At 63.5% G+C, this 12,465-nt stretch carries 11 protein-coding genes; 9 read left to right on the forward strand and 2 right to left on the reverse strand.

Features of this window, described 5'->3' with window-relative positions; genetic code table 11:
* The first annotated feature begins 16 nt into the window (after nt 1-16).
* From G0P99_RS01545 to G0P99_RS01565, 5 genes are all read left to right on the forward strand, one after another.
* On the forward strand, nt 17-652 hold the full coding sequence (locus G0P99_RS01545) for a TRAP transporter small permease subunit (protein ID WP_164127035.1): 636 nt from the start codon (nt 17-19) through the stop codon (nt 650-652).
* Complete coding sequence (locus G0P99_RS01550; protein WP_164127037.1) at nt 645-2,048, forward strand: TRAP transporter large permease; 1,404 nt, start codon at nt 645-647, stop codon at nt 2,046-2,048. Before G0P99_RS01545 ends, G0P99_RS01550 begins: the two co-directional genes overlap by 8 nt.
* Before the next feature lie 127 nt (nt 2,049-2,175).
* The gene (gene comD, locus G0P99_RS01555; protein WP_164127039.1) at nt 2,176-2,682 is read left to right on the forward strand and encodes a sulfopyruvate decarboxylase subunit alpha; all 507 of its coding nucleotides are present in this window, start codon (nt 2,176-2,178) and stop codon (nt 2,680-2,682) included.
* Complete coding sequence (gene comE, locus G0P99_RS01560; protein ID WP_164127041.1) at nt 2,679-3,233, forward strand: sulfopyruvate decarboxylase subunit beta; 555 nt, start codon at nt 2,679-2,681, stop codon at nt 3,231-3,233. Before comD ends, comE begins: the two co-directional genes overlap by 4 nt.
* Before the next feature lie 148 nt (nt 3,234-3,381).
* Nucleotides 3,382-5,226, forward strand: coding sequence for an adenylate/guanylate cyclase domain-containing protein (locus G0P99_RS01565; RefSeq protein WP_164127043.1), 1,845 nt, complete (start codon nt 3,382-3,384; stop codon nt 5,224-5,226).
* Nucleotides 5,227-5,268: 42 nt separating this feature from the next.
* On the opposite strand, the gene G0P99_RS01570 is transcribed toward G0P99_RS01565, so the two are convergent.
* Together G0P99_RS01570 and G0P99_RS01575 are read right to left on the reverse strand one after the other, a co-directional pair.
* Nucleotides 5,269-5,541 (reverse strand): NfeD family protein, encoded by a 273-nt coding sequence (locus tag G0P99_RS01570; RefSeq protein ID WP_164127045.1) that lies wholly within the window; start codon nt 5,539-5,541, stop codon nt 5,269-5,271.
* A complete protein-coding gene (locus G0P99_RS01575; RefSeq protein WP_164127047.1) occupies nt 5,541-6,431 on the reverse strand; it encodes an SPFH domain-containing protein in 891 nt (296 codons plus the stop codon). Before G0P99_RS01575 ends, G0P99_RS01570 begins: the two co-directional genes overlap by 1 nt.
* A gap of 176 nt (nt 6,432-6,607) precedes the next feature.
* Between G0P99_RS01575 and tgt the strand changes: the two genes are divergently transcribed.
* From tgt to G0P99_RS24635, 4 genes are all read left to right on the forward strand, one after another.
* Entirely contained in the window at nt 6,608-7,738 is a 1,131-nt protein-coding gene (gene tgt, locus G0P99_RS01580; RefSeq protein ID WP_164127049.1) for a tRNA guanosine(34) transglycosylase Tgt, read from the forward strand.
* A 262-nt stretch (nt 7,739-8,000) separates the two neighbouring features.
* Nucleotides 8,001-9,077, forward strand: a complete 1,077-nt coding sequence (locus G0P99_RS01585) for an alkene reductase (protein WP_164127051.1) — start codon at nt 8,001-8,003, stop codon at nt 9,075-9,077.
* 308 nt (nt 9,078-9,385) lie between these two features.
* On the forward strand, nt 9,386-11,797 hold the full coding sequence (gene lon, locus G0P99_RS01590; RefSeq protein ID WP_164127053.1) for an endopeptidase La: 2,412 nt from the start codon (nt 9,386-9,388) through the stop codon (nt 11,795-11,797).
* A 147-nt stretch (nt 11,798-11,944) separates the two neighbouring features.
* Nucleotides 11,945-12,448: an HU family DNA-binding protein gene (locus G0P99_RS24635; protein WP_239059633.1), complete on the forward strand. Its 504-nt coding sequence runs from the start codon at nt 11,945-11,947 to the stop codon at nt 12,446-12,448.
* Nucleotides 12,449-12,465 lie beyond the last annotated feature (17 nt).

Consider the following 12,465-nt stretch of genomic DNA (forward strand, 5'->3'; position numbering starts at 1 on the left):
TGAGAGGAGTTCTGCGATGGCAGGACATGCATCCGTATTGGAGGATGACAGCCCGCTGAGCCGGGCGGACCGGGCCTTGTTACGGCTGGAGCGGTTTCTGGCCCTGCTGAGCGGTCTGGCGGTGTTTTCCCTGATGGTGCTGGCGGTGGTTTCGGTCGGTGGGCGCAATGCGTTCAATGCGCCGCTGCCGGGATATGTCGACTGGATCGAGCAGGCGATGCCGTTGATCGCCTTTATGGGTATCGCCTATGTGCAGCGCGACGGCACCCATATCCGGATGGATCTGCTGGTGTCGCGGCTGTCGGGCCGGACGCTGTGGCTGTTTGAACTGATCTCCGTGCTGCTGATCCTGTTGTTGATGGTGCTGCTGGTCTGGGGCAGCTGGGCGCATTTCCTGCGCGCCTTCGACATGAGCGCGCCGCTGTGGAGCCGCGACAGCTCGATCGACATCGGGCTGCCGCTGTGGCCCGCGAAGCTTTTGGCGCCGGTGGCCTTTTCGGTGCTATGTCTGCGCCTCTTGATCCAGGTCTGGGGCTATGGCCGGGCGCTGGTTCTGGGGCTGGAGACACCGGTGGCGGTGCCGCTGATCCAGGATGTCGCCGCCCAGGCGGCGGCCGAGGCCGAGCAGCTGGCGGGGCATGACAATGGATAGTATCGAGATCGGTCTCTGGGTCACTGGCGGGCTGCTGGTGACGGTGCTGCTGGGCATGCGGGTGGCCTTTGCCGCAGCCTTTGCCGGGCTTGTGGGCCTGATCTGGATCTTCTGGGCGAAGAAGGGCTATGACCCCGAGGATTTCGGCTGGGCGCTGACCGTGGCGGTCAAGACGGCGGGGCAGGTGCCCCATTCCAAGGTGGCAAGCCAGGCGCTGAGCCTGATCCCGACCTTCATCCTGATCGGCTATCTGGCTTATTACGCGGGCCTGACGCGGGCGCTGTTCGAGGCAGCCAAGCGCTGGATGGCCTGGGTGCCGGGCGGGCTGGCGGTCTCGACGGTGTTCGCCACCGCGGGCTTTGCCGCGGTGTCGGGCGCCTCGGTCGCGACCTCGGCGGTGTTTGCCCGCATCGCCATCCCCGAGATGCTGGCAATTGGCTACAACAAGCGCTTTGCCGCCGGCGTGGTGGCGGCGGCGGGGACGCTGGCTTCGCTGATCCCGCCTTCGGCGATCCTGGTGATCTATGCCATCATCGTGGAACAGGACGTGGGCAAGCTGTTGCTGGCGGGCTTTGTGCCCGGCGCGTTCAGCGCGGTGATCTATGTGGCGCTGATCGTGGGCATCGCGGTGGTGTTCAAATCGGTGGGCCCGCCGGTGACCGGCTTCACCTGGCGGCAGCGGTTTGCCGCGCTGCCGGGCGCGCTGCCCATCGTGTTTGTCGTCGTGATCATCATCTTCTTTGTCTACAACCCCTTTGGCGGCGATGCCTGGGGCACACCGACCGAGGGAGGGGCGCTGGGGGCCTTCGTGGTGTTCTGCATGGCTGTGTTGCGCGGCATGAAATGGGCCGAGTTCAAGAGCGCGCTGCTGGAGACCGCCAAGCTGACGGTGATGATCTTCACCATCATCTGGGGTGTGCTGATCTATGTACGCTTCCTAGGGTTTGCCGATCTGCCGGGGGCGTTTTCGGACTGGATCACCTCGCTTGCGATGTCGCCGATGCTGATCCTGATCTGTATCCTTCTGGCCTATGCGGTGTTGGGCATGTTCATGGATGCCATCGGCATGCTGCTGTTGACCCTGCCGGTGGTCTATCCGGCGGTGATGGCACTGAACGGGGGCGAGGCGGTCAACGCCGTCGACAGCGCCTTTGGCATGTCGGGGCCGATGTGCGCGATCTGGTTCGGTATCCTGGTGGTCAAGATGGCCGAGTTCTGCCTGATCACGCCGCCCATCGGGCTCAATTGCTTTGTGGTGGCTGGCGTGCGCCCGGACCTGAGCGTGCAGGATGTGTTTCGTGGTGTGACCCCGTTCTTTATCGCCGATGCGGTAACAATCGGGCTGCTGGTGGCCTTTCCCGGTATCGTTTTGTGGCTGCCGTCGCTGGCGGGTTAGGCCAGTTGTCGGAAAGCCAAACACGCGGATTGCGGGTTTGAAATCGGATCGAAACCGGGCGGGGGGCGCTTGTGCCGCCCGCCCGTTTCGTTAGCTTCGCCGCCACATGCCTGAAGGAGAGAAGCCAGTGTCGATAGACGCGAGGATAGTTGACGATCTTGTGGCCAACGGGATCGAGTTTGTCACCACCGTGCCCTGCAAGCAGTTGGCGGGGGTGATCGAGGAAGTGGACCGGCGCGACGGGATCTTTCACATTCCGTCCAACAAGGAAGACGAGGGCATGGGGCTTTGCGCCGGTGCCTGGATGGGCGGCAAGCGCCCGGCCATCATCATGCAGAACACGGCCATCGGCGTCACGATCAACACGCTGGCCACGCTGATCCAGTATTACCGGATGCCCTTGCCGATGCTGATCTCGTATCGGGGCGAACTGCGCGAGCCGGTGGCCTGCCAGGTCGAGATGGCGGTGCATACCAAGGCGCTGCTGGCACAGCTGAACATCCCTACCTACCATTTTCACCGGCAAAGCGATGTCGAGGAGCTCGACATGATCCTGAAATACACCTTCATGTGCTCGAAACCCGTGGCGATCCTGACCGACGCCAATTTCTGGGGAGGCTATGGCGACCAATGATCCGTTCCGAAATCCTGCGCGAGATCGCGCCCATCCTGCGGGACCAGCTTGTGGTCTGCAACATCGGCATTCCCAGCCAGGAGCTGCATGCGATCGACGACCAGCCCAGCAATTTCTACATGCTGGGGACGATGGGGCTGGCCTCATCCATCGGGTTGGGGCTGGCGCTGGCGCAGCCCAAGACGGTGATCGTGATTGATGGGGATGGCTCGGTGCTGACCAACCTGGGCACCCTGCCGACGATCGGCAACAATGCGCCGGGCAACTATATCCTGATGATCATCGACAACGGGTCCTATGGCTCGACCGGGGACCAGCCGACCTATACCGGCAAGAAGACCGATCTGGCCGGGATGGCGCGGGCGGCCGGTTGCGATAATGTCGTTGTTGTTCAGGATGTTGACACCGGACCCGCGCTGCAAAAGGCGATCGCGGGCGGGCGGGCCACGGTGCTGGTGGTGAAATGCGACAGCGGCAATGCCAAGATGCCGGTCATCACCATGGACCCCGTCATCATCCGCGACAGATTCATGAAGGCGGTCCGCGCCTGACAGGTCAGGATCGCGGCGCGGCGCGCCGCGTTCCTCCCGAATTGACCGTTTTGTACAGCTCTGACAGCGGCGATTGACCGTTTTGTACCCTGCGATCCGGGTCGATTGCGGCTGTTTGGTCTGCTAGGATCAGGCAAGAGAGGGGCGCATGGAACGACGGATCGCTGCCATTCTTGCTGCTGACATGGTCGGGTTCAGCCGCCTCGTCGAGGCTGACGAGATCGGCACGCTTGAGCGGCAGAAAGCCTATCGGCATGACCTGATCGACCCGCTGATCGGGCAGTTCCAGGGACAGGTTGTCAAACTGACCGGCGATGGGTTGATTGCCGAATTCTCCTCGGTCGTGGCTGCCGTGCAATTTGCGCTGACCCTCCAGCGTCAGGTCACGGCGCGGGAGCAGGGTCAACCGGAGGATCGCCGGATCAGGTACCGCTTGGCGGTCAACCTGGGTGATGTGATCTTTGACGAGGGCGATGTCTATGGCGACGGGGTGAACATCGCGGCCCGGATGGAGGAGATGGCCGAACCCGGTGGGATTGTCGTTTCCGGCACCGTCTTTGATCTGCTGAAATCGAATGTCGATGCACATTATGAACCGCTGGGGGAGAAGCGGCTCAAGAACATTGCGACCCCGGTCCGGGTTTACCGGGTGGTTCCGGGTCTGGCGCAAGGCGGCGCACGACCCGAGAAGGCGAGGCGGCGCTGGCCGCTGCTGGCGGTTTTTTGCGGCGCGGCCACGGCGATGGCGATCTCACTCTGGGTGATCTATGCCGCGCTGGCCGGAAAGCCGGCAGACCTTGCCCCCGGCAAACCGTCTCTGGCGGTTCTGCCGCTGGACAACCTGAGCGGCGACCCCTCGCAGGATTGGTTTGCCGACGGGCTGAGCGAAGATCTGACCACCGACCTGTCACGGCATCCGGGGCTGTTTGTCATCGCCCGCAACTCGGCCTTTGCTTCGGCGGAAACCGCGCGTGACCCGGTCGAGGTAGCGCGCATGCTGAAGGTGGCCTATGTGATCGAGGGCAGCGTTCGCCGGGTGGGCGAGACGCTGCGGATCAATGTGCAACTGGTCGATGCCGGTACCGGCGGGCATGTCTGGGCCGAAAGGTACGACGGCACGCCCGAGGATGTTCTGGCATTCATGGACGGTGTGTCCGACGCCGTTCTGGGGGCGTTGGATCTGGCCGATCCTCAGAATGGCAAGACCGTGTCCACCGGCGAAACCGGCAATGCCCGGGCATTCGATGCGTTTCTGGAGGGCTGGGGGCATTACAAGCAGTCCACTCCGACCGGTTTGCAGGCGGCGATCCCGTTATTTGAACGAGCGTTGGAGCTTGATCCGGATTACGGACGCGCCCATGCCGCGCTGGCGGCCACCTATTTTGCCGCATGGGAAAGATTCAGAGCCGCAGATCTGGGGTATGACATGGAGCAGCGTCGAGCCCTGATGGTGCTGTCCGAACGCTACCTGGAAAAGGCATTGTTGCATCCGACAGGTCTGGCCCATCAAGTTGCGGCGCAGATTCACCGGTTGAATGGTCGCCAGAAGGACATGTTGCGTTCGGCGCAGGCGGCGGTTGCGCTGGAACCGGGAGACCCCGAAGGCCATGCGGTCCTGAGTTTTGCGCTGGTTTTGGACGGGCGCGCGGCAGAGGGGCTGGAGGCGATTGAGACGGCAATGGCCATCGAACCTCTTTACCCGCCCAATTACCTTTTGGCGAAGGGTATCGCACTGTTTCAATTGGGGCGATATGAAGAGGCAGTTGAAGCGCTGGAGCGGACACGGGCACGGGATCCGGTCAATCAGGGCGGGCCGTTGTACTGGCTGGCTGCCGCCTATGGCCAATTGGACCGGCAGGACGAGGCGAATGCCGCGCGGGTGGCCAACAGGACACGGACAACCGTCGACGGGCTGAAGCTCTACCTTCCGTTCCGGCGCGCCGAAGACTGGAACCGCCTTGCGGAAGGGTTGCGCAAGGCGGGATATCAATAGGCGCGGGGTGCAGGCCGGACCTGTGCCCTTTCCAGTCCGGTCTCAGCCGTTGATGTCGTCCTTGAAGCGTTTCACCTGGCCATGGGGCAGGGCGAATGTCCGGCGCAGGATCAGCCAGGCGACGAGCGACAGGGCAGAGAAGATCAGCAGCAGCACCGGCAGCGACGGGGTCACCGCCAGTAGCATCAGCCCGGTCACCGCCGCGCCGATGGCGAAGCCCAGGAAGATGAAGCCGGGCAGCAGCATTTCGACCACCCCCAGCACCAGCGCTCCGGCGAGCCAGAGCCACCAGACGGACCAGAGCGCGTCAGGCATCATTTGCCTCCTTTTAGCAGCTTGAAGGCGTCGCCAAAGGCTTCGAGCGCGTTGGCGGGCAGGATGATGGTCTGTTTCCCGGCGCCATTGCCCAGGGCATTGAGCGCCTCGACCTGTTTCAGTGCCACCTGGTATTGCGCCGCCTCAAGCCCGTGGGCGGCGATGGCGCGGGCCACGACCTCGGTCGCATAGGCCTCGGCCTCGGCCTGGATGCGGCGGGCCTTGGCGGTCTGTTCGGCGGCATAAAGCTCGGCATCTGCGTTAAGCTCGACCGCGCGCTTGGCGCCTTCGGCCTTGGTCACCTGGGCGCGGCGTTCGCGCTCGGCGTTCAATTGTTGCAGCATGGCGTCGCGGGTGGCCTGGTCGAGGTTCACATCCAGGATCTCGGCCCGGGTGACCTCGATCCCCCAATCGTCCACCGCGTCCTCGACCGAGGATTTGATGGTGGAGATCAGCTGCGCCCGGTTCGATTGCACCTCGTCCAGGTCCATCTTGCCGATCTCGGCCCGCACGATGCCGGCCACGGTGGTGGAGATGGCGCCGTCGACATCGCGGATGCGATAGACGGTCTTTTCCGGTTCGGTGATGCGGTAGAAGACGGATGTGTCCACCTGCACCAGCACGTTGTCCTTGGTGATCGCGTCCTGGCTGGCGGTGGGGAGCTGGCGTTCGAGGATCGAGATCTTGTGCCGGACCACATCGAGGAAAGGCACGATGAAGTTGATGCCCGGCCCGAGCACCGCATGCAGCCGTCCGAAGCGTTCGACCACGAATTTCTCGGATTGGGGCACGATGCGGATGCCCTTGAGAATGACCACGACGATGAAGATCGCGGCAGCGAGATAGAAGATGTTCTGGGTGACGAGTCCGATGATCTGGTCTTCGGTCATGCTGTGCCCTCGTGCTTTGTGTACTATGGTATACATATGGGGCGTGTCTTGCCGCCGTTCAATACAGGTATGGGCTGTATCGCCCGCCGCGCAAAGGGGGAATTTGGGCGCGCGGCTTGCATTGCGGGCGCGCTTGGGGCAAAGCCTGCCCGGTTGACCCGAGCCGCGAGGATGAGATGAGCGAGCGTTTCTCTTTTGACCTGCATGCCCGTGATGGCAAGGCGCGGACCGGTGTGATCAAAACGCCGCGCGGCGAGGTGCGTACGCCGGCCTTCATGCCGGTGGGGACGGCGGCGACGGTCAAGGCGATGATGCCCGAAAGCGTGCGCGCGACCGGGGCCGATATCCTGTTGGGCAATACCTATCACCTGATGCTGCGGCCCACCGCCGAGCGGATCGACCGGCTGGGGGGATTGCACAAGTTCATGAACTGGGAGCGACCGATCCTGACCGACAGCGGCGGCTTTCAGGTGATGTCGCTTGCTGGCTTGCGCAAGCTGACCGAGAAGGGCGTGACCTTCAAATCCCATATCGACGGGTCCAAGCACGAGCTGACGCCGGAGAGGTCGATGGAGATCCAGCGGCTGCTGGGCAGCGACATCGTGATGTGTTTCGACGAATGCCCGGCGCTGCCTGCCGACCGCGACCGGATCGCCGAGTCGATGCGGCTGTCCATGCGGTGGGCCGAACGCTCGCGCGCGGCGTTTGGCGACCGGCCGGGGCATGCGCTCTTTGGCATCATGCAGGGCGGGCTGGAGCAGGATCTGCGCGAAGAAAGCGCCGAGGCGCTGAAGGCCATCGGGTTCGAGGGCTATGCCGTTGGTGGTCTGGCGGTGGGCGAAGGACAGGCGGCGATGTTCGACTGTCTCGACTATGCGCCCGGTTTCCTGCCCGAGGACAAGCCGCGCTACCTGATGGGGGTGGGCAAACCCGACGATATCGTCGGCGCCGTCAAGCGTGGCATCGACATGATGGATTGCGTGCTGCCGTCCCGCTCGGGGCGCACGGGGCAGGTGTTTACCCGCCACGGGGTTCTGAACATCAAGAACGCCCGCCACATGGATGACCCGCGCCCGCTGGACGCGGCCTGTACCTGTCCGGCCTGCCGCAATTACAGCCGCGCCTATCTGCACCACGTTTTCCGCAGTCAGGAGATCATCAGTTCGATGCTGCTGACATGGCACAACCTGCATTATTTCCAGGAGATCATGGCGGGGATGCGCGAGGCCATTGCGGCGGGTACCTTTGCCGCCTGGGAGGCGGATTTCCACGCGGGCCGGGCGCAGGGCGATATCGAACCGCTCTGACGGCGCGGGCCATGCCCGGGGGGCATGGCGGGGTTGCGCAAAGAACCCTGTTCCGCTGGCCGGGGGCTCTGGCGGGAGGATTTCCCTGCATGAGCAGAGATGGAACAAAGCTGCGGTGATCGTGGCAATGGGGTGATGTCTTCCCTGACGTCCTGTGCCGGTATGGTCCGGCCGGGGTTGCGCATCGCCTGACAGGGCTTAGCTCTGGCTGAACCGGTTGCGGTGCCGATGCGTGCGGCCGGACGATGACAGGAGACCTATCGTGACCGAGACACTGTTTACCCCCCTGAAGGCTGGCGATATCGCACTGAAGAACCGGATCGTGATGGCGCCGCTGACGCGGAACCGGGCGGATGACACCACCGGTGTCGTGTTCGATCGTCATGCGGAATATTACGCCCAACGTGCCAGCGCCGGGTTGCTGATCACCGAAGGTGCCCAGATCAGCGCCGAGGGCAAGGGCTATATCCAGACGCCGGGTATCCATACGCCCGAGCAGGTGGCCGCCTGGCGCAAGGTGACCGATGCGGTCCATGCAAGGGGCGGCAAGATCGTGATCCAGCTGTGGCATGTGGGGCGGATTTCGCACAGCTCGCTGTTGCCGGGCGGGCAGGCGCCGGTCTCGGCCTCGGCGATTGCAGCGAAGGCCAAGACCTTTACCCATAACGGGTTCGAGCACACGTCGGAGCCGCGCGCGCTGGAGACGGATGAGATTGCCCGTGTCGTGGCCGATTACGCCCATGCCACCCGCTCTGCGCGCGAGGCCGGGTTCGATGGTGTCGAGATCCATGCCGCCAACGGCTATTTGATCGAGCAGTTCCTGAAGGATGGCAGCAACCGGCGCGCAGATGAATATGGCGGATCGGTGGAGAACCGGGCCCGGTTCCTGTTCGAGGTGCTGGATGCCGTCGTAGGCGCCTGGGATGCCGCCCATGTCGGTATCCGGCTGTCGCCGTTTACCACGGTGAACGGGATTTCCGAGAGCGATCCGGTGGCCACCTATACGCCGGTCATCGAAAGGCTGGATCGCTATGGGCTGGCCTATCTGCACATGATCGAGGGCCAGACCGGCGGCGCGCGCGAAGGCGCGTTTGACGATCTGCGCAAGCTCTGGACCGGGACCTATATGGGCAACAATGGCTATGACCGGGCCAGCGCGATTGCGCGGGTGCGCTCGGGCGCGGTGGATCTGGTGGCCTTTGGCAGGCCCTATATTGCCAATCCCGATCTGGTCGAGCGGCTGGCCGCCGACGCGCCGCTGAACGCGGGGGATACCGCCACTTATTACGGCGGTGGCGACGCAGGCTATACCGATTACCCGGTGTTGCAGACGGCCTGATCTGGTCGTCTCGTGCCCGGCTGGGCCTTGTTCCGGGCTGATGGGGCGGGGCGGCGATACGGCGCTCCTGCGCGGGGGCGCAGATCGCCCCGCCCGCCGTCCCGCAGGAAATTGCCGCCGGAATTCTTCGAGTCGGGTTTTGCGCTCTTGCGGTCGCCGGATACTCGCGTCATGCTGCGCGACACCAATCCGTTTGAGCGGTTGAAAAAGGGGGGCGGGCGCCCCACCTTTACACCCCGAGACAGGAGATGGCCGGGGGTCGCCTATGACAGGGACCAGTGCCATCTTGCCAATGATAAGGATAGAGCATGCAAGAGCCTCTGAACGCCTCTTACCCCGTCCTGCCGCTGCGCGACATCGTCGTGTTTCCGCATATGATCGTGCCGCTGTTCGTGGGCCGCGAGAAATCGGTGCGGGCGCTGGAAGAGGTGATGCAGGACGACAAGCAGATCCTGCTGTCGAGCCAGATCGACCCGGGCGTCGACGACCCCACCATCGACGGTATCTATCGCGCCGGTGTGCTGGCCAATGTGTTGCAGTTGCTGAAACTGCCCGATGGCACGGTCAAGGTGCTGGTCGAGGGCCAGGCGCGGGTGAAGATCACCGAATTCCTGACCAACGACGATTTCTTTGAGGCGCGCGCCGAGTATCTGACCGAGATTCCGGGCGACGTGACCACGACCCAGGCGCTGATCCGCACGGTGGGCGACGAGTTCGAACGCTATGCCAAGGTGCGCAAGAACATCCCCGAGGAGGCGCTGTCGGCGGTGGGTGAGACCACCGAGCCCGCCAAGCTGGCCGATCTGGTCGCCGGGCATCTGGGCATCGATGTGGGCCAGAAACAGGACCTGCTGGAGACCCTGTCGATCAGCGAGCGACTGGAGAAGGTCTATGGCCTGATGCAGGGCGAGCTGAGCGTTCTTCAGGTCGAGAAGAAGATCAAGACCCGCGTCAAGTCGCAGATGGAGAAGACCCAGCGCGAGTATTACCTGAACGAACAGATGAAGGCGATCCAGCGCGAGCTGGGCGACGGCGAAGAGGGTGCCGGCGAGATCGCCGAGCTGGAAGAGAAGATCGGCGCCACCAAGCTGTCGAAAGAGGCGCGCGAAAAGGCCGAGGCCGAGCTGAAGAAGCTCAAGAACATGTCGCCCATGTCGGCCGAGGCCACGGTGGTGCGCAACTATCTCGACTGGCTGCTGTCGATCCCGTGGGGCGTGAAGAGCCGGGTCAAGAAGGATCTGGGCCGCGCCGAAGAGGTGCTGGACGCCGATCACTATGGGCTGGAGAAGGTCAAGGAGCGGATCGTCGAGTATCTGGCGGTGCAGCAGCGCAGCCAGAAGCTGAAAGGCCCGATCCTGTGCCTTGTCGGCCCGCCGGGCGTGGGCAAGACCAGCTTGGGCAAGTCGGTGGCCAAGGCCACGGGCCGCGAGTTCATCCGCATCAGCCTGGGCGGGGTGCGCGACGAGAGCGAGATCCGTGGCCATCGCCGGACCTATATCGGCTCGATGCCGGGCAAGATCATCCAGTCGCTGAAGAAGGCCAAGACCACCAATCCGCTGATCCTGCTCGATGAGATCGACAAGATGGGGCAGGATTTCAGGGGAGACCCGGCCAGCGCGATGCTGGAGGTTCTGGATCCGGAACAGAACAGCACCTTTGTCGACCACTACATGGAAGTGGAATACGACCTGTCGAACGTGATGTTCCTGACCACGTCCAACAGCTACAACATGCCCGGGCCGCTTCTGGACCGGATGGAGATCATTCCGCTTGCCGGTTACACCGAGGACGAAAAGCGCGAGATCGCGCATCGTCACCTGCTGCCGAAGCAGACCAAGAACCATGGTCTGAAGGCGAAGGAGTTCGAACTGACCGAGGCGGCGCTGACCGACATCATCCGCTATTACACCCGCGAGGCCGGGGTGCGGAACCTGGAGCGCGAGATCGCCAAGATCTGCCGCAAGGCGCTGACCAAGATCCTCAAGAAATCCGCCGAACGGGTCGAGGTGACCCCGGCGAACCTGGAGGATTTCCTGGGTGTGCGGCGGTTCAAGTTCGGGCTGGCGGAAAAGGACGACCAGATCGGCGTGGTGACCGGGCTGGCCTGGACCAGTGTCGGCGGCGATCTGTTGTCCATCGAGGCGCTGCGCCTGCCGGGCAAGGGCCGGATGAAGACCACCGGCAAGCTGGGCGACGTGATGAAGGAATCGATCGACGCGGCGGCGTCGTACGTGCACTCGATCGCGCCGTCGATCGGGGTGAAACCGCCGCGGCTGAACCGGTGGGACATTCACGTGCACGTGCCCGAGGGGGCCACGCCCAAGGACGGCCCCAGCGCCGGTATCGCGATGGTGACCTCGATCGTGTCGGTCCTGACCCAGATCCCGGTGCGCAAGGATATCGCGATGACCGGCGAGGTCACCCTGCGTGGTAATGTGCTGGCCATCGGCGGGCTCAAGGAGAAGCTGCTGGCGGCGCTCAGGGGCGGCGTCAAGACGGTGCTGATCCCGGCCGAGAACGAAAAGGACCTGCCGGAGATTCCGGACAATGTGAAGGAAGGGCTGGAGATCATACCGGTCGCCCATGTCTCCGAGGTTCTGAAGCTGGCGCTGGTGCGGCAGCCCGAGCCGGTGGAATGGGACGAGGTGGCCGAGGAAGAGGCCGCCGCCGCGAAGAGCGTTGTCTCGGGCGGCGAAGGGGCATCGGCCACTGCGCATTGATCAGCGGCACAGACGATGGGAAAGGCGGGCGCAAATGCCCGCCTTTCTTGTATTCTGGGAACAGGTTTCAACTATTTGTTCGGACACTGTAGCCACATTGGCAACAGTTGAGTAACTTGACGCAAAACGGAACCAAGAGGCGAGATCATGGCAAAACGCACGACCCGGACGCCGAGCACGACCCGGAAAACCACCGCCCGCAGCCCGCGCAAGGCGCCGGTTGCGTCGAAAGAGACCGACACGCAGGACCCCGCCGAACAACTGGCAAGGCCGCTGCCCGAAGTCATCCGTGGCCTTGCCGAAAGCGATGTGCAGGAGGCCGAGCCGGTCGATGCCGATGCCGAGGACGTTGATGTCGGAGACGACGGCAACGAGTTGCGCAAACGCGAGCTGATCGACCTGGTTGTTGCCCGTTCGGAGGTGAAGAAGAAATTTGCCAAACCGGCGGTCGAGGCGATGTTGGCCATTCTGGGCGAGGCAATCTCGGACGGGCGCAGCCTGAACCTGTCGCCGATGGGCAAGCTGAAGGTGAACAGGTCCACCGACAAGGGCACGGGACAGGTGATTATCTGCAAGCTGCGGCGCAGCACGCAAGACAGCGCGCCGGTGGAAAAACTTGACCAGGACCCCCTTGCAGAGCCTGCCGAGTAACGCTAATAACCGGCCTC

The organism is Ruegeria sp. PrR005 (assembly GCF_010500245.1).
GTDB classification, from domain to species: Bacteria; Pseudomonadota; Alphaproteobacteria; order Rhodobacterales; family Rhodobacteraceae; genus Ruegeria_B; species Ruegeria_B marisflavi.